The sequence below is a fragment of the Micromonospora sp. NPDC018662 genome (assembly GCF_044391475.1).
Classification (GTDB): domain Bacteria; phylum Actinomycetota; class Actinomycetes; order Mycobacteriales; family Micromonosporaceae; genus Micromonospora.
Genome location: NZ_JBISAC010000001.1, coordinates 323,907 through 348,485 on the forward strand (window position 1 = coordinate 323,907; position 24,579 = coordinate 348,485).

General features: G+C 73.7%; 21 protein-coding genes and 1 pseudogene. 9 read left to right on the top strand and 13 right to left on the bottom strand.

Features of this window, described 5'->3' with window-relative positions:
• Positions 1-301: 301 nt before the first annotated feature.
• The gene (locus ACH495_RS01575; RefSeq protein ID WP_396855822.1) at positions 302-1,867 is read right to left on the bottom strand and encodes an LPXTG cell wall anchor domain-containing protein; all 1,566 of its coding nucleotides are present in this window, start codon (positions 1,865-1,867) and stop codon (positions 302-304) included.
• Between the two features lie 169 nt (positions 1,868-2,036).
• Here ACH495_RS01575 and ACH495_RS01580 point away from each other — a divergent pair, with 169 nt between their 5' ends.
• Both ACH495_RS01580 and ACH495_RS01585 read left to right on the top strand, forming a co-directional pair.
• Positions 2,037-2,522, top strand: a complete 486-nt coding sequence (locus tag ACH495_RS01580; protein WP_396855823.1) for a SigE family RNA polymerase sigma factor — start codon at positions 2,037-2,039, stop codon at positions 2,520-2,522.
• Complete coding sequence (locus ACH495_RS01585; RefSeq protein WP_396855824.1) at positions 2,519-3,565, top strand: LCP family protein; 1,047 nt, start codon at positions 2,519-2,521, stop codon at positions 3,563-3,565. Before ACH495_RS01580 ends, ACH495_RS01585 begins: the two co-directional genes overlap by 4 nt.
• Positions 3,566-3,571: 6 nt before the next feature.
• Here the strand turns inward: ACH495_RS01585 and ACH495_RS01590 are convergent, their stop codons facing one another.
• Positions 3,572-3,784 carry a hypothetical protein gene (locus ACH495_RS01590; protein ID WP_281933614.1) on the bottom strand — a complete coding sequence of 71 codons (213 nt, stop codon included), beginning with the start codon at positions 3,782-3,784 and terminating at the stop codon, positions 3,572-3,574.
• Positions 3,785-3,919: 135 nt separating this feature from the next.
• Between ACH495_RS01590 and ACH495_RS01595 the strand changes: the two genes are divergently transcribed.
• Positions 3,920-4,303: a phage holin family protein gene (locus ACH495_RS01595; RefSeq protein WP_396855825.1), complete on the top strand. Its 384-nt coding sequence runs from the start codon at positions 3,920-3,922 to the stop codon at positions 4,301-4,303.
• A 132-nt stretch (positions 4,304-4,435) separates the two neighbouring features.
• A complete protein-coding gene (gene fbaA, locus ACH495_RS01600) occupies positions 4,436-5,458 on the top strand; it encodes a class II fructose-bisphosphate aldolase (protein WP_281933610.1) in 1,023 nt (340 codons plus the stop codon).
• A gap of 99 nt (positions 5,459-5,557) precedes the next feature.
• Here the strand turns inward: fbaA and ACH495_RS01605 are convergent, their stop codons facing one another.
• The gene (locus tag ACH495_RS01605; protein WP_396855826.1) at positions 5,558-6,769 is read right to left on the bottom strand and encodes an LOG family protein; all 1,212 of its coding nucleotides are present in this window, start codon (positions 6,767-6,769) and stop codon (positions 5,558-5,560) included.
• Positions 6,770-7,016: 247 nt separating this feature from the next.
• Between ACH495_RS01605 and ACH495_RS01610 the strand changes: the two genes are divergently transcribed.
• Positions 7,017-7,445, top strand: a complete 429-nt coding sequence (locus ACH495_RS01610; protein ID WP_396855827.1) for a DUF3151 domain-containing protein — start codon at positions 7,017-7,019, stop codon at positions 7,443-7,445.
• Between the two features lie 47 nt (positions 7,446-7,492).
• On the opposite strand, the pseudogene ACH495_RS01615 reads toward ACH495_RS01610, so the two are convergent.
• Both ACH495_RS01615 and ACH495_RS01620 read right to left on the bottom strand, forming a co-directional pair.
• Positions 7,493-8,590 (bottom strand): annotated as a pseudogene (locus ACH495_RS01615) (MinD/ParA family protein); the annotation flags it as partial.
• Between the two features lie 1,321 nt (positions 8,591-9,911).
• The gene (locus ACH495_RS01620) at positions 9,912-10,913 is read right to left on the bottom strand and encodes a hypothetical protein (protein WP_396855828.1); all 1,002 of its coding nucleotides are present in this window, start codon (positions 10,911-10,913) and stop codon (positions 9,912-9,914) included.
• A gap of 122 nt (positions 10,914-11,035) precedes the next feature.
• Here ACH495_RS01620 and ACH495_RS01625 point away from each other — a divergent pair, with 122 nt between their 5' ends.
• The 3 genes from ACH495_RS01625 to purD all read left to right on the top strand — a co-directional run bounded on the left by ACH495_RS01625 (position 11,036) and on the right by purD (position 14,744).
• Positions 11,036-12,325, top strand: coding sequence for an adenylosuccinate synthase (locus ACH495_RS01625; RefSeq protein WP_396855829.1), 1,290 nt, complete (start codon positions 11,036-11,038; stop codon positions 12,323-12,325).
• A 158-nt stretch (positions 12,326-12,483) separates the two neighbouring features.
• Positions 12,484-13,407 carry a type IV toxin-antitoxin system AbiEi family antitoxin domain-containing protein gene (locus ACH495_RS01630; RefSeq protein WP_396855830.1) on the top strand — a complete coding sequence of 308 codons (924 nt, stop codon included), beginning with the start codon at positions 12,484-12,486 and terminating at the stop codon, positions 13,405-13,407.
• A gap of 89 nt (positions 13,408-13,496) precedes the next feature.
• Entirely contained in the window at positions 13,497-14,744 is a 1,248-nt protein-coding gene (gene purD / locus ACH495_RS01635; RefSeq protein WP_396855831.1) for a phosphoribosylamine--glycine ligase, read from the top strand.
• On the opposite strand, the gene ACH495_RS01640 is transcribed toward purD, so the two are convergent.
• From ACH495_RS01640 to ACH495_RS01660, 5 genes are all read right to left on the bottom strand, one after another.
• A complete protein-coding gene (locus ACH495_RS01640; protein WP_396855832.1) occupies positions 14,728-15,930 on the bottom strand; it encodes a serine hydrolase domain-containing protein in 1,203 nt (400 codons plus the stop codon). The genes purD and ACH495_RS01640 overlap by 17 nt on opposite strands.
• A gap of 96 nt (positions 15,931-16,026) precedes the next feature.
• A complete protein-coding gene (locus ACH495_RS01645; protein ID WP_396855833.1) occupies positions 16,027-17,436 on the bottom strand; it encodes a N,N-dimethylformamidase beta subunit family domain-containing protein in 1,410 nt (469 codons plus the stop codon).
• Positions 17,437-17,590: 154 nt separating this feature from the next.
• The gene (locus ACH495_RS01650; protein WP_396855834.1) at positions 17,591-19,156 is read right to left on the bottom strand and encodes an AMP-binding protein; all 1,566 of its coding nucleotides are present in this window, start codon (positions 19,154-19,156) and stop codon (positions 17,591-17,593) included.
• Between the two features lie 128 nt (positions 19,157-19,284).
• Positions 19,285-20,499 carry an acyl-CoA dehydrogenase family protein gene (locus tag ACH495_RS01655; protein WP_396855835.1) on the bottom strand — a complete coding sequence of 405 codons (1,215 nt, stop codon included), beginning with the start codon at positions 20,497-20,499 and terminating at the stop codon, positions 19,285-19,287.
• Between the two features lie 2 nt (positions 20,500-20,501).
• The gene (locus tag ACH495_RS01660) at positions 20,502-20,954 is read right to left on the bottom strand and encodes an SCP2 sterol-binding domain-containing protein (RefSeq protein WP_396855836.1); all 453 of its coding nucleotides are present in this window, start codon (positions 20,952-20,954) and stop codon (positions 20,502-20,504) included.
• Between the two features lie 67 nt (positions 20,955-21,021).
• On the opposite strand from ACH495_RS01660, the gene ACH495_RS01665 reads away from it, so the two are divergent.
• Complete coding sequence (locus ACH495_RS01665) at positions 21,022-21,660, top strand: TetR/AcrR family transcriptional regulator (protein ID WP_396855837.1); 639 nt, start codon at positions 21,022-21,024, stop codon at positions 21,658-21,660.
• A 14-nt stretch (positions 21,661-21,674) separates the two neighbouring features.
• Here ACH495_RS01665 and ACH495_RS01670 read toward each other — a convergent pair whose 3' ends face one another.
• From ACH495_RS01670 to ACH495_RS01680, 3 genes are read right to left on the bottom strand one after another with little or no spacing between them, the layout of a single operon-like run.
• Positions 21,675-22,328: a DedA family protein gene (locus ACH495_RS01670; RefSeq protein WP_396855838.1), complete on the bottom strand. Its 654-nt coding sequence runs from the start codon at positions 22,326-22,328 to the stop codon at positions 21,675-21,677.
• A 24-nt stretch (positions 22,329-22,352) separates the two neighbouring features.
• Complete coding sequence (locus tag ACH495_RS01675; RefSeq protein ID WP_396855839.1) at positions 22,353-23,615, bottom strand: adenylosuccinate synthetase; 1,263 nt, start codon at positions 23,613-23,615, stop codon at positions 22,353-22,355.
• Positions 23,612-24,571 carry a hypothetical protein gene (locus tag ACH495_RS01680; RefSeq protein WP_396855840.1) on the bottom strand — a complete coding sequence of 320 codons (960 nt, stop codon included), beginning with the start codon at positions 24,569-24,571 and terminating at the stop codon, positions 23,612-23,614. Before ACH495_RS01680 ends, ACH495_RS01675 begins: the two co-directional genes overlap by 4 nt.
• Between the last annotated feature and the right edge of the window lie 8 nt (positions 24,572-24,579).

Genomic DNA, 24,579 nt, shown 5'->3' on the forward strand with positions numbered 1-24,579 from the left:
GCGGGGGGGGGGGGGGGGGGGGGGGGGGGGGGGGTGGTCCCCCCCCAGTTGTTGTTTTTTCCTTTTTCTGGGTTTTTGGGGGGTGGGGTTTTTGGGGGGGGCGGGGGGGGGGTTGCGGGGGGAGCCCGACCCGCTCCGGGCGGTCAGGCTTGATCCCTGCGCGGGTCGGGCTCCCCCGGAAACCTGTCGGGGTCGGGCTCCGCGGGCCCCGCGCTGCTTGTGGGTTTGTTCTGTTGTGGGGCTTGGATATGGGAGTGCCCCGCCGATGTGGTGGTCGGCGGGGCACCCGGGGTGTGCTCGGTCAGGCGACGAAGCGGGTCTTGCGGCGGCGGGCCACCACGTAGCCGCCGAAGCCGGCGGCGAGCAGCAGCGCGCCGATGCCGGCGATCAGGCCGGTGGACGAACCGGTGATCGGCAGCGTGCCGCCGTCACCGCCACCCTGGCCGCCGTCGCCACCCGCGGCGGCGTTGACGACGACCTTGGCGGTGTCGTTGGCCGGCTTCAGGTCACGGATGAAGCCGCCGTCGCACTGGCACGTGACATTGATCTTCACCGGCCCGGTCGCGTTGGCGATCACCTTGTCGATCCGGAGCGAGAAGTCCAGCATCGCCGACTCGCCGGCCTTCAGCACGCTGCCGAAGTAGCAGAAGTAGCTGCGCTGGCCCGGCTGGCCCGGCTCGCCCCACTCGTCGCCGTTGCGGGTGATGCAGTTCTCCGGAACGGCGACCGCCGTCGTGCCCTGCGGCACGTCGAAGTTCAGGTAGGTGACCGAGCTGCCCGCCCGGTTGTAGTCGAGAGTCGCCGGGCCGTTGTTACGCAGCCCGAAGGTCGCCTTCACCGTGGCGCCGGCCTTGCCGGTCACCGAGGTGCCGAGCGCCTCGAGGTCGGTGCCGTTCTTACCGGTCGCCGTCACCGTCATGTGCGTGCCGTTGTTCTCCGGCTGCCGGTCGGCCTGGAAGCCCCGGGCGGTCGCCTTGCCGGGGACCGGGGTGAGGGCCAGCTCGCCGTCGGTGCCGGGCTTGCCGACGGTGTCCTGGTAGAAGTCCACGTCCTTCTGGAAGTCCTCGAACTCGGCCGGGGTCATCCAGATGATCTCGCCGTACTTGGAGCTCGGGGCGTAGGTGTCCGCGCCGAGGACGTACGGCAGCGACGCGCTGAAGGTGCTGCCCGAGGGCAGTTCCTCGTCGAACGTGCAGGTGCGCAGCTCGTCGCCCACGTAGGTGCAGTTGTTGAAGTGCTTGGCCGCGTTGAGGCCGTAGTCGTTGTAGAAGATGGCAACGGCGCCCTTGGCGGGGGTCTCGCCCGCATTGCTGACGGTCGTCGCAGCGGCGAAGGCGCCGCCCGGCGCGGCCGACGCCTTGGTCTCGGGACCGGCGGCCAGGTCGACGCCCTCGCCGACCCGGATCTTCGCGTCGTGCGAGACCGGGTCGTAGCCGGCCGCGGTCATGGTCACCTTCAGCGTGCCGGCGTCGCCGTCCTTCGCCTTGGCGGTGGCCTTGAGCTGCACCTCGAAGATGCCGGTCGAACCCCACTCGTAGGCGTCGATGTCGAACGGGTCGGCGCAGAGCAGCACGTACTGCGACGGGGTGCTGCAGTAGGGGTCGTCCGCGGCACTGACGGTCACCTTGCCGGCCAGGTCGGAGAAGTCGTAGCGGACGGCGACGTCGTGCAGCACGGTCGGGGCGGAGCTGTAGATCCGGCTCCTCTCGATCTTGCCGTCGGAGCCGGTGGCGACCGTCGTGTCGCTGAACCAGAGGCCCAGCTTGACCTGGGGGGCCGCGGCGACGGCGGGGGTGGCGGAGGCGGCGACGAACGCGCCTGCGACGCCCAACCCGGCGAGCCAGCGCCGGGTGGAGTTGCTGAGCATGGTGGAGGGTCCTCCCGTGGGGGTGATCAGGTGGAGCCCGTGGAGCTTAAAGATTCCTTAAGTCGATCCGTGGCCCCGCACGGCGAACATTGACCGAACGGTTGATCACGATCGCCGCAATGTTCGGTGCCCCCGTACCCGTCTATCGAGCGGGACACCGGGAGGTGCAGTGACGTACGAGGAGTTCGCCGACGCGCGGCTGGGCGCGCTGCTGCGGTACGCGGTGATGTTGACCGGCGACCCGCACCAGGCCCAGGACCTGGTGCAGGAGACCATGGTCCGGGTCCAGCTCCACTGGCGACGGGTGGCCCGCGCGGACGCGCCGGAACGGTACGTGCGTCGGATGCTCACCAACCAGTTCGTGGACTGGCGGCGTGGCTCGTGGGCCCGCCGGGTGCTGCTGCGTGGCGAGCCGGACGAGGCGGTGCCGGCACCGGCCGACCACGCCCAGTCCGCGGTGGACCGGGACCAGGTCTGGTCCTGGCTGTCCCGGCTGCCCCGACGGCAGCGCGCCGCGCTGGTGCTGCGCTACTACGAGGACCTGTCCGACGCGGAGATCGCCGACGTGCTGGGCTGCGCCGTCGGCACCGTCCGGTCCAGCATCTCGCGCGCCCTGGCCACGCTCCGAGCCGAACACGTGGAGGTCTGCTCATGATCGAGGACGAGCTGCGGGCCGCGTTCGCCCGGTACGAGGCGCTGACGCCGCCCACCGGCCCGGTCCGGGCGGCCGTCGACCGGGCGGTGGCCCGTCGGCGGAGTCACCGCCGACGGGTGCGCCTGGCCGGCACCGCGCTGGCGGTGGCCGCCGTGGCGCTCGTCGGCTTCACCGTGGTGGCGCCCCGACCACCGCAGCCCACGCGTCTCGCCACCGTCCCGCCGTCGCCGGTCCCCGCCACCGCGCTGAACGTGCTGCTGCTCGGCCTGGACCAGGCGGACGCGAGCCGGCGGGCCGACTCGATCGTGCTGGTGCACGTGCCGGCCGACCGGAGCCGGCTCTATCTCGTGTCCATCCCGCGTGACCTGCTCGTGCCGCTGCCCGACGGCGGGACGGACAAGCTCAGCGCGACGTTCGCCCGGGGCGCCGGGTCGGGGGACCTGGCGGCCGGCTACCGGGCCACCCGCCAGGCGGTGACCCGGCTGACCGGGGTGCCGGTGGACGCCGGGGCGGTGCTCACCTACCGGGCCACCCGGACGCTCACCGACGCGGTCGGCGGCGTACCGGTCTGCCTGCCGGCGGCGGTGCGCTCGGTGCACACCGGCCGGCGCTTCCCGGCCGGCTGTCAGCGGCTCGACGGCGCGCAGGCGGTGGACCTGCTCCGCCAGCGGTACGGCCTGCGCGAGGCCGTGCTGGACCGGGAACGCAACGCGCTCCGGTACGCGGCCGGCCTGCTCCACCAGGTGCGCGAGCAGGGGATCACCACCGACCCGGTACGCCTCGGCCGGCTGATCGGTCAGGTCGGGCCGGCCCTGACCACGGACACCGGTGACCTGTCCCTGCCGGCGCTGCTCTCCGTGGCCGGCCGGGCGAGCACGGCGGACCCGGTCGCGCTCGGCCTGCCGGTCCGCTACCAGGAGTGGATGGTACGAGGCTTCGCACCGGACCCGACGCTCGTCGACGGCTTCCTGGACGCGTTGCGCGGCGATCGGCTGGCCGGCTGGACCGCCGCCCACCCGGCGCAGGTCACCAGCCTGCGCTGACCGCCGTCAGCGGTAGTCGTCCTCGTCGGCGCCGACCACCCGGGCCTGCTCCATGGCGTCCCAGTCGGCGACCTCCAGGCCCCGGTGCGGCTCGCCGTCGGTGTCGTCGAGGGTGGCCGGGGCGGCCTGCTCGACCGCGTCGGCCGGCTCGGCCTCGGGGTCCCGCTCCTCCGGAGCGAGGTGGTCGCTCGGGGCGAAGTCCTCGTCGGGCTGTCCCATCGTCCCTCCCTGCGTCTCGTGCCGACCGTGCCCCACCACCGTACGGGCTGGTCCGGGCCACCGCTCGGAGCCGGGCGAAGCGCGGAGTCGGCGATTGCCCCTCCCCGGGCGCGCGCCCGGTGCCAGGATGGGGGCGTGGGCTTCCTCATCCGGCTGGCGATCACCGCGGTCGCGTTGTGGGTCACGACGCTGATCGTGCCCGGGGTGCAGGTCACCGGCCGTAACGGCGGCAACACGGTGTTCACGCTGATCGTGGTGGCGCTCGTCTTCGGCGTGGTCAACGCGGTGCTCAAGCCGCTGATCAAGGTGTTCGGCTGCGTGTTCTACCTGCTCACGCTCGGTCTGTTCGCGCTCGTGGTGAACGCGCTGCTGTTCCTGCTGACCGACTGGATCGCCGGCGTGCTGCGCCTGCCGTTCCACGTCGACGGCTTCTGGGCCGCCTTCTGGGGCGCCATCGTGGTGTCGGTGGTGAGCTGGCTGATCAGCGTCGCCGTGCCGGACCGCCTGGAGGAACGGTGAGCGGTGCCCGGGTCGGTTGTGCCCAGGGTTCGCTCCTACGGGATACTGCCCGCGGTGGACAGCGCGGTCCGGCGCACCCGAGGAAAGACGGCGGCCTGCACGGCCGAGAGCGGTAAGTAAGGAGCGTTCGACATGCCCATCGCTTCCCCCGAGGCTTACGCGGAGATGCTGGACCGGGCCAAGGCCGGCCGGTACGCGTACCCCGCGATCAACGTGACCTCGTCCCAGACGCTGAACGCGGCGCTCAAGGGCTTCGCCGACGCGGAGAGCGACGGCATCATCCAGGTCTCCACCGGCGGCGCGGAATACCTCTCCGGCCCGTCGGTCAAGGACATGGTGACCGGCGCGACCGCGTTCGCCGCGTACGCGCACGAGGTGGCCAAGAACTACCCGGTGACCGTCGCGCTGCACACCGACCACTGCCCGAAGGACAAGCTGGACAAGTTCGTCCGGCCGCTGATGGCCATCTCCCAGGAGCGGGTCAAGAACGGCCAGGAGCCGCTGTTCCAGTCGCACATGTGGGACGGCTCGGCCGTGCCGGTGGCGGAGAACCTGGAGATCGCCGAGCAGCTCCTCGCCGAGGCCGCCAAGGGCAAGATCGTCCTCGAGATCGAGGTCGGCGTGGTCGGTGGCGAGGAGGACGGCGTCGAGAACGCCATCAACGACAAGCTCTACACCACCGTGGACGACGGCCTGGCCATGGTCGAGGCGCTCGGCCTGGGCGAGAAGGGCCGCTACATGGCGGCGCTGACCTTCGGCAACGTGCACGGCGTCTACAAGCCGGGCAACGTGAAGCTCCGTCCCGAGGTGCTCAAGCAGATCCAGGACGCGGTCGGCGCCAAGTACGGCAAGGAGAAGCCGCTCAGCCTGGTCTTCCACGGCGGCTCCGGCTCGCTGCTGGAGGAGATCCGCGAGGCGCTGGACTACGGCGTGGTGAAGATGAACATCGACACCGACACCCAGTACGCCTTCACCCGCCCGGTCGCCGACCACATGCTGCGCAACTACGACGGCGTGCTGAAGATCGACGGCGAGGTCGGCAACAAGAAGCAGTACGACCCGCGGGCCTGGGGCAAGCTGGCCGAGGCCGGCCTGGCCGCCCGCGTGGTCGAGGCCTGCGAGCACCTGCGCTCCACCGGCACCCGAATGAAGTGACGCCCCGCATGTAAGGAGGGGCCCCTTGTTAACAGGCGTCTGTTAACAAGGGGCCCCTCCTCTACCGCAGGCGTTAAAAGGGGGCCCCTCCTTGCACGGTCAGCGGACGAGGAGGGCGACGGCCTCGCGGACGTCGTCGGTGAGGTGGATCGTGCGGGACAGGTCGCCGAACGGGGAGGCGGCGAAGAGCGGCCGCAGCAGCGACTCCACCGGCAGCTCGGCGGTCCAGAACGCGCGGTCGAGGAAGACGTACGCGCCGCTCGCCCCGTCGGTGCCGTAGAACGTCTTGGTGGCGGCCTGGAACACCTCCTGCACGGTGCCGGCCCGGCCGGGCGCGAACACGATGCCGCCGCGGGCCAGCCGCAGGATGGTGTCCTCCCGGATGGCGTTGGAGAAGTACTTGGCGATCCGGCCGGCGAACAGGTTCGCCGGTTCGTGGCCGTACAGCCAGGTGGGGATGGCCAGGCCGCCGGAGCGGGCCCACCCGGTGTCCGGCGCCGCCGGCCGGGGCGTGGGCAGCGACGGGCCGTCCGCGTACCGCTTGCGCACCGCCAGCGCCGCCGCCGTGTACCGGTCGTGGTCGGTGAAGTCCGGCGCGGCGGCCAGCACGTCGATCGCGGCCGACAGCTCCTCGGCCGGCCAGGCCGCCAGGAACGCGCCGAGGTTCGCCGCCTCCATCACGCCCGGCCCGCCGCCGGTCACCACCAGGCGGTCGGCCCGCGCCAGCTCCCAGCCCAGCACCGCCGCCATCCGGTACGCGGCGCTGCCGCGCGGCACCGCGTGCCCGCCCATCACGCCCACCACGGACTGCGGCCCGTGCGCGGCCAGCCACGACCGGGTCGCGTCGGCCAGCGCGTTGTCCACGCCGTGGTCGTGCAGCCGCTGACCGAGCGCCTCGCGTACGTCCGGCAGCGCGCCGCCGTGCGCCCGGAAGTGCGCGTACACCCGGGTGTCGTACATCTGGGTGAACCCGCCCTCGGCGAAGCCGGCGGCCAGGTCGTCGGCGGTGTAGAGGTGGGACGGCTGGGTCGGGTAGGGCAGCCCGGAGAACGGCGGGACGACGTTGGCGCCCCGGCGGACCAGGTCCGCGCCCACCTCGCGGTCGGCGAACCGGCACCCCACGAAGAGCGTGCCGGCGACGTCGACGCCGCGCAGGTCGGGGACCGGATCCAGGTCGAGGCGGAGACCCTGCACGGTCAGGCCGGCGAGGGTCCCCCCGGCCAGCCGGTGGTCGAACTCCGTCCGGGTCTGGACCTCGTCGACGTGGGGCGCGTGCGGCTCGATGACGTCCGCGGGTGGTGGGGTCGGCACCCGCCCATCCTGCCCCCATGCGGCAACCCTCACGCGACAGGAGCCCGGCGGGCACGCCGCCGGGCTCCTGCGTAACCGGTTCCTGGGGAGGCTCCGGACCTGTATTTGTAGTGCAAGAACCACCGCGGCGGCATGGGCCGCGGGTACGTGTGGTCCCGCCGAGGCGTGACGAAACCCTCAGCCGTTCAGCCGACCGGCCGGCCGGACCCCCTCGCGCGCGCCAGGGCGAAGCGGGTTGAATGGGGCGATGCAGAACCTGTTGCCAGAGCCACCGGCCACCCTGCTCCCGGTCTCCGAGGAGGCCGACGCCGCGCTCGCCGCCGCGGCCGAGCAGGGCACCGACGAGGCGTACGCCGAGGTCGCCGCCCGTTTCCCGACCTACAGCGCGGGCTGGGCGGCGCTGGCCGGCCGCGCGCTCACCGCGGGCCAGGTCGTCCCGGCGTACGCGTACGCCCGCACCGGCTACCACCGTGGCCTGGACCAGCTCCGCCGCAGCGGCTGGAAGGGGCACGGCCCGGTGCCCTGGTCGCACGCGCCCAACCAGGGCTTCCTCCGCTGCCTCTACGTGCTCTCCCGCGCCGCCGGCGAGATCGGCGAGGCGGACGAGGCGGCCCGCTGCGCCCAGTTCCTCCGCGACTGCGACCCGGCCGCCGGGGACGCGCTGTCCAGCGACTGACCCGGTTCGCGACGGCCGGCCCACCGCGGGCCGGCCGTCGCGTCGTCCTACAGCCCCTCCGCCACCGACGCGGCGATCTTCAACCAGGCGTCGCGGGTGGCGGCGGAGAGCTGGCCGTAGCGCAGCGGCTCGCCGGTGTCGATGAGTCGCTCGTACGGCGCCAGCAGCACCGCCCGGGTGCGCGCGGCGAAGTGGGCCTGGATGGCCGGCAGGTCGATCTCCTTGCGGGAGGGTGGCATCGAGACCACCGTGACCGCCTGCCGGACCAGCCGCTGCCGGCCGCTCTGCTCCAGATGGTCCAGCATCCGGGCGGCGGTCTCGGCCGAGTCGTTCCGCGCCGACATGGTCACCACCAACTGGTCGGTGGCGTCCATGGCGGCCTGCCAGTTCTGCGCCCGGACGTTGTTCCCGGTGTCCACGAAGATCAGCTTGTAGAAGCGGCTGACCACGTCCCGGATCTCGGCGAACGCGGCGGCGGTCAGCATCTCGCCGCCGGTCGCCGACTCGTCCGAGGCGAGTACGTCGAACATCCCCTCGCCCTGCGAGCGGACGTACTGCGACAGGTCGCCGACCCGCCCCTGCGCGCCCTGGAACTGGCCCAGGTCGCGCAGCATGTCGCGCACCGTACGGGCGTGGAAGTCCTGCTGGGCCCGCATGCCGAGGGTGCCCTGGGTCTCGTTGTTGTCCCAGGCCAGCACGTACCCGCCGCGCTTCTGGCCGAACGTCATGGCGAGCAGCAGGATGGCCACCGTCTTGCCGGCGCCGCCCTTCGGGTTCACCACTGTCACCTGGCGCAGCCCGCCGAAGTTGCGGCGGACCATCTCGATGTCGCGCTTCATCTCCTGCTCGTGCCGGCCGGGCGCGAGCCGGACCAGCCCGATCCGGTTCACCACGGCGCGGACGCCCATGGTGGCCACCGGGTCGACCGGGCGGACCTGACGCCGCCGGGCGAAGTCCTCCGCCGTCGGCGGCACCACCTGCGGCGCCGGCCAGCCTTTCTCCGGATACACCCCGGGTGGCACGGCGGGCTGGTGCGGTGGTCCGGGCGCCGGCGGGTACGGCGGCCCGGTCGTCGGTGGGGCGGAGGCCTGCAGGTGCGGGGGCCCGGTCACCGGTGGGGCGGGCGCCTGGGGGTACGGCGGCCCGGTCGTCGGTGGGGCGGGCGCCTGCGGGTATGGCGACTGTGCCGGTACACCCGGTTGCGGCGGCCCGGCGTGTGGCGCCCCGGCCTGGACCGGGCCGGCCGCCTGTGGCGGCACGCCCGCCCGGGTCGGTCCGCTGTCCTGGGCGGGTCCGTTGGTCTGGGCCGGGCTCCCCGCCTCCTGCGACGCACCGGGCTGCGGCGTCCACCCCGGCGGGTACCAGCCCGGCTGGCCGGGCTGCGGCGGGTAGCTGGCCAGCGGGTAGGCCGCGCCGTTGCCGTACGGCGACTGCTGCAACGGCACGCCCGGCGACGGCGGGAACGGGCCGAGCCGGGGCGGGGCCTCCTCGGCGGGCCCGTCCGGCCCGGGCGCCGGCTGTGCACCGGGCACGGGTGCCGAACCGACCGGCGCGAAGCCGACGGCCGACCCCGCGCTCATCGGCGCACCGGCGGTGAGGGGCGGACCGCCGGTGGTGGTTCCGGCGTCCGGCCTTCCGGGTGCCCCGGACCCGGCCGGGGTGGGGCCGTCCGTCGCGCCGGCGGCCTCGGTGGCGGCGCGCTGCGGCGGCTGCGCCCACGGCGACTCGGCCCGTCCGTTCGCCGGGGCGTCACCGTCGCCGTCCGCCCGCGTCGGGGTCGGGTCGGCGTCGTCCGCACGCGCAGCGGTGGCGTCGGGTCCGGCCGCCGGGGCCCCGGTCCGGCCATGAGTCGTCGCCGATCCGTGCGCAGTGGCCGGTCCGGGTGAAGCGGCACGGCCGTGCACGGTGGTCGGTCCGGGTGAAGCGGCACGGCCGTGCGTCGTCGCCGGTCCGGCCGTGATGGCCGGCCCAAGCGTCGTGGCCGGCCCAAGCGTCGTGGCCGGTCCAAGCGTCGTGGCCGGCCCAAGCGTCGTGGCCGGTCCAAGCGTCGTGGCCGGCCCAGGTGCCGTGGCCGGTCCGAGCGCGGTGACCGGTCCGTGTGTCGTCGCCGGGCCCTGTGCCGTGGCCGCTCCGTGCGTCGTCTCCGGGTGGTGCGCGGGTGCTGGTGGCCCGACCTGACCGGGAACGGGTGCCGCAGTGGCCTGCGGCGGCGGGACCGGGGCGTTGACCGGCGGGAGCGGCCAGGGTGGCACGGCCGGCTGGGCCGGAGCCGCCCACGGCGGCGCGGTGACCACCCCGTCGATCTCCTCGGGTGGCCAGAGCGGCTCGACGTCCCGCTCCGGCACCTGCGGTCGGCCCGGCACGTGGGCCCGGTCGTCGTTCTCGTGCACCACGATTCCTCCAGATCCCTCCCGCCGAGGATAGGCGGTCCGGCCAGCGGGTGGCCCGGGCACGGATCGATCAGGGTCAGCCCGTCCAGACCGCCCAGGCGCCCGGCTCGGTCCACCAGGACCGTTTCCGGCTCAGCTCCCCCTCGACGCCGTCGTCGAGGAAGGGCACCCGCTCGTCCCGGGGTACGACCGCCACGGCCCGGCCCCGGGCCCGGCGTACCTCGAGCCGGACCTTCCTCCGGCCCAACGCGGATCGGGTGACCACGGGCACGGCCACGCCCACCGCGATCCGGCCGTCGGTCGGATCCGGGTCGGCCAGCAGCGTCACCTCGCCGAGGTGCGCGTATCCGCCGGCGTTGCCGATGGCGCACGCCGTGATCGGCTCGGTGCCGTCGCTGAGCACCGTGCCGTCGACCTCGACCCGGGCCCGCCAGTGCAGCGGCCGGCCGGCGTCGTCGGCCGCGCCGAGCAGGGCGCCGTCCAGCGTCACCGAGCCGCCGTCGTTGCGCAGCAGGTCCAGCCGGCGCGCCGTGCCCTCCAGCACCGCCGTGGCCACCGCCGCCGGGTCGCGCGGCAGCCCGAGCTGCGCGGCCAGGTCCCGCGCCGTCGGAGTCCGGGCCGGGTCGAGCGGGAGTACGCCGACCGGCGGCAGGTCGGGCAGCGTCCGGTTCTCGGGCAGGTCGGCGGGGCGGCGGCTGGGCGGCGGAGCGTACCGCCGGACCAGCCGGCGCAGCACGGCGCGTAACTGACCGTCACTGGCCGTGGCGACCACCAGCCGGGTCTTGCCGTCGGGGTCCGGCCAGGTGAGACCGTCGGAGCGGGGCGGGCCGTCGAGGCGGGCCAGCACCTCGTCGATCTCCGCATCCGACCGGGCGGTCACCGTGGTGACCCGGGCACCTCGGGCGGTCAGCGCGTCCGCGCAGGCCAGCACCGGTACGCGCGGCGTCTCGCAGCGCTCGGCGTCGGTCGGGGCGGCGGCGGTCCCGTCCGCGCCACCGCAGCAGGCTCCGCCACTGCCGCAGCCCCCACCGGGAGCGTCCCGCCCCGAGCCGAGGGTGAGCAGCACCACGTCGTACACGAACGAGCCTCCTGCTTCTCGACGAACCCCTGCCGGTCCCGCCGCCACTACTTGTTAGCCTGACACCCCGGGCTCGCCGACCGGTCGCCACCTGGCACCCGAGCCTTCTGGAGGCGGAGAAGATGCCAGCGATCGTGCTCCTCGGCGCCCAATGGGGCGACGAGGGCAAGGGCAAGGTTACCGACCTGCTGGGTGAGCGGGTCGACTACGTCGTGCGCTACTCCGGCGGCAACAACGCCGGCCACACGGTGATCACGCCGGACGGACAGAAGTACGCGCTGCACCTGATGCCGTCGGGCGCGCTCTCGCCGAGCGCGATGATCGTCATCGGCAACGGCGTGGTGGTCGACCCGAAGGTGCTGCTGCAGGAGATCGACGGGCTCGCCGAGCGCGGCGTGGACGTCTCCCGGCTGCGCATCTCCGGCGACGCGCACCTGATCATGCCGCACCACCGGGCGCTGGACCGGGTGGTCGAGCGCTATCTGGGCAGCGCCCGCATCGGCACCACCGGCCGGGGCATCGGCCCGGCGTACGGCGACAAGGTCGCCCGGATGGGCATCCGGCTCCAGGACCTGCTCGACCCGGGCATCCTGCGCAAGAAGCTGGAGCTGGCGCTGCGCGAGAAGAACCAGCTCCTGTTCAAGATCTACAACCGCAAGGCGATCGACGTCGACGAGACCGTCGAGGAGTACCTCCAGTACGCCGAGCGGCTGCGGCCGTACATCGCCGAGACGCGGGTGATGCTCTGGGACGCGCTCGACCGCGGCGAGACCGTGCTGCTGGAGGGTGCCCAGGCCACCATGCTCGACATGGACCACGGCACGTATCCGTTCGTCACCTCGTCGAACCCCACCGCCGGCGGGGCGTGCGTGGGCGCGGGCATCCCGCCGACCGCGATCACCAGGGTCATCGCGGTGAGCAAGGCGTACACCACCCGGGTGGGCAGCGGCCCGTTCCCGACCGAGCTGTTCGACGAGAACGGGCAGCACCTGCGCAAGATCGGTCACGAGTACGGCACCACCACCGGTCGCGAGCGCCGGTGCGGCTGGTTCGACGCCGTGGTGGCCCGCTACGCGTGCCGCCTGAACGGTGTCACCGACCTGGTGGTCACCAAGCTGGACGTGCTGACCGGCCTGCCCAAGGTGCCGATCTGCGTCGGCTACGAGATCAACGGCGAACGCTTCGACGACATGCCCATGACGCAGACCGACTTCCACCACGCCACGCCGATCTACGAAGAGCTCGACGGTTGGTGGGAGGACATCACCAAGGCCCGCACCGAGGACGAGCTCCCGGAGAACGCCCGCCGCTACATCGCAAGGATCGAGGAGCTGACCGGCACCCGCGTGAGCGTAGTCGGAGTAGGCCCAGGCCGAGACGAAAACGTCCTCCGCCACCCCCTCCTCCCCTAACCCTCGTCGAGTCGATCAAGAGGTTTGCGTCAGGATCCGAGCCGATCGAGACGTAAACCTCTTGATCGACAACGCCGGGACGGGATGGGGCGGCTGGTTGTCCACAGGGTTGTCCACAGGGGTTCTGGGGAGATGGGTCTCGGGGGCAGCCTGGGTCGGTGGCTGATCGTGTTTCGTTGAGTCGGGTCGCCGCGCGGCAGGGCGGGGTGGTGACCGCAGCCCAGGCCCTCTCGCTGGGTTTCAGTCGGGACCAGGTGCGTCATCTCGCTCGGTCCGGGCGGTGGATCCGGGTCGCGCGCGGCTGTTTCGTGCCTGTGCCGGAGGTGGATGTCGCCTCGCTCCGGCGGGCCCGGATCCGGGCAGCCGTCGAGAGTCTCGGCACCGGCGCCGTCGCCGTGCTGGACACCGCCGCCGAGCTGCACCGCATCGGCGGCCTGCGTGCCACGTCGGTGGTGCACGTCTCGGTGCCTCCGGACCGTCCGCGTCCGCAGCGTCCGACCGACCCCGATCTGGTGGTGCACCAGCTCACCCTCGGTCCTGACGACGTCGGCACCGCCGCGGGTGTCGCAGTCACGACCCCCACCCGCACGGTGGCTGACGTGATCCTCCGCGCCGACCGCTACCCGGCGGTGTGCGTTGTCGACTCGGCGCTCAACCGGAAGTTGCTCGACGAGTCGGATCTGTCCCTGGTGGCGGCGCTCATCGCCCGGCGGCGGGGTGCCGTGGCGGCCCGGCGCTGCCTCGACGAGTCGGACGGCCGGGCCCAGTCACCCTTGGAGACGCGGGTCCGACTGCGGTGCGTGGACGGCCGCGTGCCCCCCGACGCGTTGCAGTTGGCGGTCCGCGACGACGACGGCTATCTGCTCGGCATCGGCGACCTGGCCTGGCGTGGTGCACGCGTCATCGCCGAGGCCGACGGCCAGGTCCCACACGGATCACCCCGGGCGATCTACGAGGACCGCACCCGGCAGAACCGCCTGGCCAACGCCGGTTGGACGGTCCTCCGCTTCACCTGGCCCGACACGCTCCGCCCCGACTACATCCCGCACACCGTCGCATGCGCCCTCCGGCGGCCTCGTTGATCAAGAAGTTTGCGTCACGAGGGGCCGGAAATGAGACGCGAACTCCTTGATCAACGGGGAGGGGTGGGGTGGTCAGTAGGATGCGGGGCGTGCGGGTTCTTCTGGTGGGTGGTGGGGGGCGGGAGCATGCGCTCGCGCTCGGGTTGGTTGGCGATCCGGCGGTTGAGGGGCTCGTCGCGGCTCCGGGTAATCCGGGGATCGCCGAGGTCGCCTCGCTGCGGGAGGTGAACGCCAGCGATCCGGCGGCCGTGTCGGCGCTCGCCGTCGAGGTGGCGGCCGATCTGGTGGTCGTCGGGCCGGAGGCGCCGCTGGTCGCGGGCGTCGCCGACGCGGTACGCGCCAAGGGCATCGCGGTGTTCGGCCCCGGCGCGGAGGCGGCCCGGCTGGAGGGTTCGAAGACGTTCGCGAAGGACGTGATGACCGCCGCCGGCGTGCCGACCGCCCGCGCGTACACCTGCGTCGACGCGGCGGGCGTGGCGCGGGCGCTGGACGAGTTCGGCGCGCCCTACGTGGTCAAGGACGACGGGCTCGCCGCCGGCAAGGGCGTGGTGGTCACCGACGACCGGGCGGTCGCCGAGCGGCACGCGGCCGAGTGCGGCCGGGTGGTGATCGAGGAATACCTCGCCGGTCCCGAGGTCTCGCTCTTCGTGGTCACCGACGGCGAGGCGGCCCTGCCGTTGCTGCCGGCGCAGGACTTCAAGCGCGTCGGCGACGGCGACACCGGGCCGAACACCGGCGGCATGGGCGCGTACACGCCGCTGCCGTGGGCGCCGCCGGGCCTGGTCGACGACGTGATGCGCGACGTGGTGCACCCGACGCTGGCCGAGATGCGCCGCCGGGGCACCCCGTTCGCCGGCCTGCTCTACGTGGGCCTGGCGATCACCCCCGCCGGCCCGCGCGTGATCGAGTTCAACGCGCGCTTCGGCGACCCGGAGACCCAGGTGGTGCTCGCCCTGCTGGAGACGCCGCTGGCCGGGCTGCTGCACGCCGCCGCCACCGGCACGCTGGGCGCGCACCCGCCGCTGCGCTGGCGCGACGGCGCGGCGGTCACCGTCGTGGTGGCGGCCGAGGGCTACCCGGCGGGCCCGCGTACCGGTGATGCGATCTTCGGCGCGGACCGCGCCGGGATCATCCACGCCGGCACCCGCCGGGACGCCGACGGCACGTTGCGCTCCGCGGGCGGCCGGGTCCTCTGCGGTACGGCCACCGGCCCGGACCTGGCCGCCGCGCGCGACGCCGCCTACCGGTTGGTACGCGGCGTCGAGCTGGCCGGTGCCCACCACCGCACCGACATCGCGGCGGCGGCGGTGGACGGCCGGATCACGATCCCGGGCTGACCGGGGGCGCGGGCGGCAGCATGGCGAGCGCCGCACCGATCACCGCCTGGGCGGTCGGGCTCAGCTCCTCGCCCTTGGCGTCCGTCGCGGTGATCGAGTACTCGACCCGGAACCGGCCGTCCCGGGTGGCGGCGACGCCGGCCAGGTAGCCGAACCGGCTGCCGCTCTTGAACCACAGCGTCTGCCCGCCCACCTGCATGGCGGTCAGGCCGGCGCTGTACTCACCGATGCTGCCGTCGGCGAGCACCGGCCGGGTGAACATCTCGGTCAGCAGCGGCTCCGGCACCACCCGGCCGGCGAACAGCGCGGTCAGGAACGCGTCCAGGTCGGACCGGCTGGAGATCAGGTTGCCGGAGGCGGGCGTGAACGTCTGGCTCCACACCGTCGCGTCCACCAGCTCGGTCCGGCCGTCCCGGGTGACCGCCTGGTAGCCGTGGGCGTGCGGGCCCCGGATGCGCGGGTCGTCGCCCGGGGCGTACGTGTCCCGCAGGCCGAGCGGCCGGGCGATGCGCCGCCGCACCTCCTCGGCGTACGAGTGGCCGGTGACCTTCTCGATCAGCATGCCGGCCACGATGTAGCCCATGTTGGTGTAGTGCTGCCGCGTGCCGGGTTCGAACTCGCGCCCGTTGCGCAGGCCGAGGCGGACGACCTGCTCCGGCGTCCAGGTGTCGTAGCGGTGGGCGAGCTGCCACTCGATCCCGTCCGGCATGGTCGGGCTGGGGATGCCGTGGGTGTGGTTCAGCAGTTGCCGGACGGTCACCGGCGGGTAGTCGGCGGGCAGCAGGCCGGGCAGGTGGTGCTGCACCGTGTCGTCGAGGTCGAGCCGTCCCTCGGCGGCCAGTTGCAGGGTCAGCGCGGCGGTGAACACCTTGGTGACGCTGCCGACCCGGAACCGGGCGTGCGGTGGCACGGGGGCGGGGCCACGCAGGTCCCGTACGCCGGTGGTGCCGGTCCAGCAGCCGGCCGGGGTGGTCACGTGGACCTGGGCGCTGGTGGCGTCGTCGTTCGGCAGGCCGGCGATCGCCTGCCGCAGCGGGGTCGGGTCGAGGGTGCCGGCCGCACAGCCCGGTCGGTGGGAGCCGCCGGGTGACGCGGCGAGGGCGGCACCCGGCACGGCGGTGGCGAGCAGTGTGCCGGCCAGCGCGGCGGCGACCGTCCGGCGGCGGGCCGTATCCATGATCTTCATGGCCTCGATCCTGTCGCCACCGGCCGGCCCGGGGCATCCGGGACGATCCCGCAGCGCACCCGCGATCGTCCTGGGTGGAAACCCCGTAGGTGCCCGCTAGGCGGGGGCGGACCGGTCCCGGGCGACCATCCGGTCGAGCACGTTGGCGGTGGCCCGCTCGATCCGCGGATCGCGGTGGCCGCGCCGGTCCAGCGCCATGGTCCAGCCGAGCGTGCCGCTGGCGAAGACGACCGCGCCCTGCGGCGTCTCGTGGACGTGGCTGCCCTGGAGCCGCCGGCCGCCCTGCTGCGCCGGGTACGGCGACGAGCTGAGCATCGTCCCGCCGGGCCGGGGAACGCCCGCGTTCAGCCCGTCCGCCTCGCCGACGACCACGCCGGGGATGCGGTCCCCGTCGGCCACCCCGGTGCCGGCCCACACCCAGTGGTCGGCGGAGCGCACCACGAGCGGCTGCGGGGTCAGCACGATGCCGTTGTACTGCACGCCGAGCAGCGCCTGCTCCGGCTGGCCGAGGTCGCGCCAGGTGACAGTCGGGCCGGCGGCGTCCTCGCCCGGGTCGGGCCGGGTCTTGGCGCACTCGACCATGCGCTCCGGGCGGCCGTCGGCGGCGGCGCCCACGCGTACGTGCCAGTAGACGCTGTTCGCGCCGAGGAAGGCGAGGCTGGTGCCGCCGGCCAGCCCGGCCTCGACGGCCCGGCGCATCTCGGCCGACCAGTACTCGTCGTGCCCGCAGAACACCAGGCCCCGGTGCCGGGCCGGGTCGAGGCGACCGGAGTGCAGGTCGAAGCTGGTCGCGTAGCTGACGTCGTAGTGGTGGCGTTCCAGCCACCGGATCGCGTCGTGGTCGCGGTCGGCCTGGATGGGCAGGCCCGCGCCGGCGTACGGCCGGTCGAAGGAGACCGCGCGGGCCCGCAGTTCGGGGTCGCGTCGCCCGTCGGGGCGGTAGCCGTTGTAGAGGCTCCGGCCGGCCCGCCGGTCGCGGGGCCACTGGTTGTAGGCCTGCCAGGTGGTCACCGGCAGCACCACGCAGAGCGCGGCCCGCCGGTCGTCGCGCACCACGAAGGGGGTGCCCGCCCGCCAGCCGTCGGCCGAGGTGAAGACCGCCTGGTAGAGGCCGGAGGCCCAGCCCTCGGGCACGCGCAGGCGCCAGGAGCGCGGCCACCGGCAGTCGAGCGCTCCGGTGGCCGGGTCGGCGGGTGGCACCGGCTGCGGCACACCCGCCAGCTCGGGGCTGGTCAGCAGCGTGCGGGCGCCGGCGCCGGCGTACCAGCCGATCCGGTGCACGGTGATCCGGAACGGACCGGCCGGGTCGACCGCGACGTGGAAGTCGATCGTCTCGCCGGGGGCGACGCTGGTCGTCGACGCGTACCCCTGGATCTGACGCCGCCGGTCGTCGGCGGCCCGGCCGCCGTGCGCCGGCCACCAGGGCTCGCCGGCCGCGCGGTTCTCCACCTCGACGGGCGGGACCTGGCGCCGGACCGGCCGGGCCTCGCGGTGCTCGCCGTGCACCGGCTCGAGAGGGCCGAGTGCGGAGGCTGACGCGCCGCCGAGGAGGAGGCCGAGCGCGGTTCGTCGGCGGAGTCGGACCATGGTGTTTTTCCCCGTTCACCCTCTGAAACGGGGGCAAAGGTAGCACCGTCGTCCGTCCTGTGTGGTCAACCGATCAGTCGAAGTAGCGGCGTAGTTCCCGACCGAGCACCTTGCCGGTGGCGTTACGGGGCAGGTACTTGACGAAGATCACGTCGCGGGGCACCGAGAAGCGGGCCAGGTAGCGCCGGACGTACTCGCGGACCGCCTCCGGGTCGAGCGTCTCGCCGGCGCGCAACGCCAGGAACGCGGCCAGCCGCTGCCCGTACTCCGGGTCCGGCACGCCGATCACTGCCACCTCGCGGACCTGCGGCAACCGGGCGATCAGATCCTCCACCTCGGACGGGAAGACGTTCTCGCCGCCCGAGACGATCATGTCGTCGGCCCGCCCGTCCACGAAGAGCAGGCCCTCCGGGTTGAGCCGGCCCAGGTCGCCGGTGTCGAGCAGCCCGTCGCGGCTCTCCCGGCCGGTGCCCGACGTGTAGCCCTCGAAGAGCATCTCGTTGCCGACGAAGATCCGGCCGACCCGACCGTCGCGGACCGGCTGGCCGGCCTCGTCCACGATCTCCAGCCGGGTGCCGTGCGGCGGTCGGCCGGCCGTGGTGGGCGCGGCGCGCAGCTCGGCCGGGCCGGCGATGGACGCCCAGGAGACCTCGGTCGAGCCATAGAGGTTGTAGAGCACGTCGCCGAAGCGGTCCATGAAGCCGGTCGCCAGGTTGCCCGGCAGGGCGGAGCCGCTGACCGCGACCACCTTGAGCGGCGGCCGGGGCTGCGGCGGCGCGACCTCCATCAGCCGTTGCAGCATCACCGGTACGGCGAAGAGCGCGTCGCACGGCTGCCCGGCGAGCGCGGCCAGCGTGGCGGCCGGGTCGAAGCGCCGGTGCAGCACGACGGTGGCGCGCAGCGCGAACGACACCTGGAGGGCGGCGTACCCCCAGGTGTGGAAGATCGGGGCGGCGATCATGACGACGTCCCGCGCGTGCAGCGGGATCCGGTCGATGATGGACACCAGCGGGCCGAAGCCGTGCGGGGTGGGCCGGCGGGCGCCCTTGGGCGTGCCGGTGGTGCCGGAGGTCAGCACGATGGTCCGACCGTCGCGGTCCGGTGGCTGGAGCCGGTCGCCGGGCACCGCGCCGGCGATCAGCTCCTCCTGCCGGCGCTCGTCGACCCGGTGCAGCTCGGCCGGGAGACCGAGCACCCGGTCGGCGAACTCGGCGTCGTGCACCAGCACGCGCAGGCCCTGCTCCTCGGCGACGGTGACCAGCTGGGCCGCGGAGAGACCGGTGTTGACCAGCACGGCGTCCGCGCCGAGCAGCATCGCCGCGACGATCGCCTCGATCAGCCCGTGGTGGTTGCGGCAGAGCAGTCCCACCCGGTCGCCGGTCCGCACGCCGAGGCCGGAACGCAGCGATCGGGCCAGCCGCTCCGAGCGGTCCAGCAGTTCCTGGTACGTCACCGCGGCGCCGTGCTCGTCCACCACGGCGACCCGGCCGGGATCACGGGCGGCGGCCTGGCGCAGCTCCCCGGCGAGGCTCCAGCCCCACCGGCGCAGCGCGTTCAGTTGCGAGGCCACCCGGATCGGGCGGCCCGGGGTGAGCAGTCCGCGTCGGGTCAGCGTGGCGACGATGAACGGCAGGTCCACGGCGCAACCTCCTTCGCGTTCGAGGTCTCCCGATCATGCCGCCGACCTGGTCGGCGGCGCGAGGGACCCGGCCCGCGACGGGGTACGCCCGGCACGGCGTGCCGTCGCGGGCCGGGATCCGGCGGCGATCAGCGGATCTGCATCCCGGAGATGGCCCGGGAGATGACCAACCGCTGGATCTCGGAGGTGCCCTCGAAGATGGTGTAGATCTTGGCGTCCCGGTACCACCGCTCGACCGGGTGGTCGCGCAGGAAGCCCGCGCCGCCGAGCAGCTGGACCGCCTTGTCGGTCACCGAGACGGCCACCTCACCGGCCTTGAGCTTCGACATCGAGCCCTCGCCGGCGGTGAACGGCCGGTTGTTGCGGCCCATCCAGGACGCCCGCCAGACCAGCAGCCGGGCGGCGTCGATCTCCATCCTCATGTCGGCGAGCGCGAACGCGACCGCCTGGTTCTCGATGATCGGCCGGCCGAACTGCACCCGCTCCTTGGCGTAGTCGAGCGCGTACTCGTAGGCGGCGCGCGCCACGCCGAGCGCCTGCGCGCCGACGGTCGGGCGGGACAGCTCGAACGTGCGCATCGCCGCCTGGCCGGAGGCGCGCTGGCCGGACCGGGCCCGGGCCAGCCGCTCGTCGAGCGCGTCCTTGCCGCCGAGCAGGCAGCGGCCCGGCACCCGGACGTCGTCGAGGAAGACGTCGGCGGTGTGCGAGGCGCGCAGCCCGAGCTTGCGCAGCTTGCGGGTGGCGCTGAGGCCGGGCGTGCCCGGCGGTACGACGAACGCGGCCTGCCCGCGCGAGCCCAGCTCGGGCGCGACGGAGGCGGTGACCACGTGCACCCCGGCGATGCCGCCGTTGGTGGCGTACGCCTTCTGGCCGTTGAGCACCCACTCGTCGGTGGCCTCGTGGTAGACGGCGCGGGTCCGCATCGACCCGACGTCGGAGCCGGCCTCCGGCTCGGTGGTGCAGAACGCGGCGACGGCCGGCTGGTCCGCGTCGCCGAAGCACTGCGGCACCCACTCGACGAGCTGGTCGGGGGTGCCGGCGCCGTAGATGCCGGCGACCGCGAGCGCGGTGCCGAAGATGCTCAGGCCGATGCCGGCGTCGCCCCAGAAGAGCTCTTCGCTGGCGATGGGCAGGGAGAGGCCGGTGGGGTCGGCCCAGCAGGTGGCGAGGAACTCGAACCCGTACAGGCCGACCTTCGCCGCCTCCTGGATGACCGGCCAGGGAGTCTCCTCCCGGGCGTCCCACTCGGCCGCGGCCGGGCGCACGACCTCGGCGGCGAAGCCGTGCACCCAGTCGCGAAGGTCCCGCTGTTCCTCGTTCAGGTCGAGCGAGAACTCGGCCATGGTCAGGCCTTGGGGATGTCGAACAGGTTGGCGATGTTGGCCGCCAGGCCCAGGTCGCCCTTGGCCTTCAGCTTGCCGGTCATGAACATCATCACCGGGTTGGCGCCACCGGAGACGATCTTCAGGAACTCGACCGGGCCCATGGTGAGGCTGAGCTTCGGGTCCCGGGTCGGGGTCTCCGAGACGGTGCAGGTGCCGTTCTCGATGACGATCTCGTAGGTGTCGGTGCCACCGTCCGGACGGCCGGTGATGTTCCAGTGGATGACCGCGTTGGTGGAGCCGGCGCGGTCGGCGCGGAACAGCGTGGGCATCCGGTTGAAGACCTCGCTGAGGATCTTGCCGCGCGCGTCACCGGACATGATCTCGGCGATCTTGTCGTCCGGCGTGGACTTGACCAGCTGCGCGAACTCCTTCGGGCCGACGTTCGCGAAGGTGGCCGGGTCGAAGTCAGTCATGGGAAGACACCTCTCGATTTTGGTTACTCCGGCGTAACCTTACGCACGAGTAGGTATGCTTGCAAGGGTGTCCAGCACACCGACGTTCAAGCGCCTCCCCCGAGCCGTACGCGAGCAGCAGATGCTCGACGCGGCGGTCAAGGTCTTCTCCCGACGCGGCTTCCACGCCGCCAGCATGGACGAGATCGCCGACGACGCCGGCATCTCCAAGCCGATGGTCTACGCCTACCTCGGCACCAAGGAGGAGCTCTTCATCGCCTGCCTGCACCGCGAGGGCACCCGGATGATGGAGGCCATCGCCGGCGCCGCCGCCCCCGACCTGCCCGCCGACGAGCGGCTCTGGCGCGGGCTGCGCGCGTTCTTCGGCTTCGTCGGCGCGCACCGGGACGGCTGGGCCGTGCTCTACCGGCAGGCCCGCGGCTCCCAGCCGTTCGCCGCCGAACTGGCCACCATGCGCGGCCGGCTGGTCGAGGTGGTCGCCGGGATGCTCGACCACGCGCTGCGCGCCTCCGGCCGCGAGGTCGGCGCCACCGACCTGGAAGTGGTCGCGTACGCGCTGGTCGGCGCCACCGAGTCGCTCGCCGACTGGCTGGCCGACCACCCCGAGGCCGACGCCGAGAAGACCGCCACCCGCATGATGAACGTCGCCTGGCTAGGCGCCGACCAACTCCTGCGAGGCGTCACCTGGCGCCCCGGTGTGGGGTAAGGCGGGGCCCCCGGTTAACGCCTCCGGTATAGGCGGGGCCCCCTTTTAACACCGCGCCGAGAGGCGGCCCGGGCGTGGGCCCGGCGGCGGGCCCAGCGGACGGCCTCGAACAGGCCGGTGATCGCCAGCGAGATGCCGATGCCGGCGAGCAGCCCGGTGACCGGGTTGTGCTCGAACGCCAGCCCGCCGAAGTAGCCGAGCAGCCCGCAGTAGATTCCCCAGGTGCCGCACGCCAGCGCGTCGTAGAGCAGGAACGAGCGCGCCGGGTAACGGACCGCGCCCATGGTGAGCGTGACCGCGGTGCGGCCGCCGGGGACGTAGCGGGCGGTGGTCAGGATCATCCCGCCGCGCCTGTCGACCGCCCGCCGGGCCCAGTCGGAACTGGCCCGCCGCCGGCTGTCGGCAGGCAGCCGGGCCAGCCGGTGCGCGCCGCCGCCGCGCCCGATGGCGTACGAGACGTGGTCGCCGATCAGCGCGCCGAGCGCGGCGGTCACGATCACCGCGACCAGGTTCGGCTCGCCGCTCGCCGCGAAGACCCCGGCGGTGATCACCACGGTCTCGCCGGGCACCGCCGGGAAGAACGCGTCGACGGCGGTGACCGCGATGATCACCAGGTACACCCACGGCGAGGTCACCGTCTGGTGCAGCAGGCCGAGCACGTCCCCCATGCCCCCATGCTCGACGCTGGGGTGTTAAGCGGGGGCCCTTCCTATACAAAATGCGTTAACAAGGGGCCCCGCCTTCTCCTCAGCGGTGGGGCCATGCGACGTCAGGAGCACGGGGGTGGCGAGCGCCTCCGACACGGCCGCCGGCCAGTCGGCGGGCGCCTCGTCGAGCACCGGCCGGGCCCGCAGCAGCCGCTCGGTGAGCGCCGCCTGCCGCTCCAGGTCACCGGCCGGCCCGGGGACCAGCCGGTCGGGCCCGTCGGCGTACCGCCTGCACATGCGCAACCGAGGGCCGGTCAGGTCGAGGTGGGTCAGCGCCAGCCCGTCCACGCCGCCGGCCACGTCGAGGGCGTACCGGTGGGCGACCGCGTCGAAGTGCCCGAACCGGAACCGGCCCTGCCAGGCGTTGGTGGGGTTGCGCGGGTCGGTGAACGGCAGCGCCGGGTCCTCGGTGACCAGCGGCCCGGGGCCGTGCCGGGTGGTGGTCACCCGCAGCACCCCGAGCCGCTGCGCGGTGCCGGCCATCCCCGCCTCGGCGAGCAGCGTCTCGGCGTTGGCGAACGTCGTGGTGCTCCACGTGGTGTACGGGTGGAAGCCGTGCCACTCGTCCAGCAGCACCCCCTGCGCGCCCTCGAAGACGCAGGTGCCGGCGCGCAGCGCCCCGGTGAGCCAGCTCCGGTCGACGATCGCCACCCGGTCGGCGAACGCCGCGTACGCGGGCAGGCAGTCGTCGACCGGCGGCGCGTCCAGCGCCCCCAGCTCGGCGGTGAGCCGGTCGCGCAGCGCGGTGAGCCGGCGACGCAGCACCGCGGGCCGGTGGCAGTCCGCGACCCGGGGTGCCTCGTCGGGGTGGGCGAGGCCGTACGCGACCGCCTCGCCCACCCCGAGCCCGCAGGAGCCGTGCCGGTCGGCTCCCCGGGCGGTCTCCCGGGCCCGGTTGGCGGCCCGGTGGTACGGCGTGGCCAGCAGCGCCTCCCCATCCACGGTCAGCCGGTCGAACGCGTCGGGCACGCCGACCGCCGCGAGGTGGTCGGCCTCGGCGGCCAACGCCAGCGGGTCCACCACCACGTGCCGCGCCAGGTGCGTCCGGACGCCGGGGCGGAACGTCCCGGCGCCGAACTGCGCGAACGTGTGCTGCCGCCCGTCGCGCAGCACGACGTTGTGCGCCGCCTGCGCGCCGCCGTTGAAGCGGACCACGGTGTGCACCGGCCGGGTCGCGCAGAGCGCGTCCACGACGGTGCCCTTGCCGGCGTCGCCGTAGCCGAGGTCGACCACCATCACGTGGTTCACAGCCGGGTGACCCCGCTGCCGCCGTCGGTCGGGGTGAACGGCAGCGCCGCGACCGCGCGCCGGCCGCCGCCGAGCCCGGCGAGCGCCCGGGAGACGGTCCGGGTGGCGGTCGAGCCGGCCCGGTCCAGGTCGCTCAGGCCGGCGTCCAGGTCGATGGCCTGTTCGCCGAGGCCGACGGTGAGCGCGATGGTCTCGCAGACCGCGTCCAGGTCGTCCAGCTCGACCGCGTTCTGCCCGAGCAGGCCGCGCCAGAAGTCGAGCACCTTGCGGTTGCCGGCGTAGTGGCTGCCGGCGGGGAGCAGGTAGTAGGTGTCCCAGCGTGCGGTGACCTCGTCCACGACCTGCCGGATCGGCAGGTCCTCGGCCAGGCCGCCGCCGATCAGCCGGGTCACCTCCCGCGCCTTCACCCGGGGGTACGCCAGCTCGTCGCCGATGATGAACAGGTAGCCGCGCCGGCCCCGCTTCTCCCAGCTGTCGGTGACCGTGTGCCGGGCCATGAAGTGCAGCGCCAGCTCGTACGACTCCATCATCTGGCCGCCTCCGCCGCCTTCCAGCACGATCCGGCCGAGGTCGTCGTCCATCCGGTTGTCGGACTCGAACTGCCCGACCTGGAGCGGCACCCGGTCGCAGGTGGCGTCGCCGATCGCGCCGAACAGCACCTGCGGGTCGCGGGCGTACCCCTGGCGGAGCAGCAGGCCGAGCAGTTGCGGCAGCTTGCGTTGGAGCACCCGGGGCACGTGTCCCATCGAGCCGGTGACGTCGAAGAGCACCGCGATCGGCGTCGACTGCGGGTGTTCGGCGGAGTCGCGGCTCTCCCGCGTCGCGTCGCGCGGGTCGAGTGCGGGGTGCACCTGCCGTGCCCCGCTGTCGCTGTAGGAGAACGCGCTCCTGCCGGTCCGGCGCCGGTAACGGTCGGCGGCGTCGTACACGTCGGTGGACCAGATTCCGCTGCCCATGGCAGCCT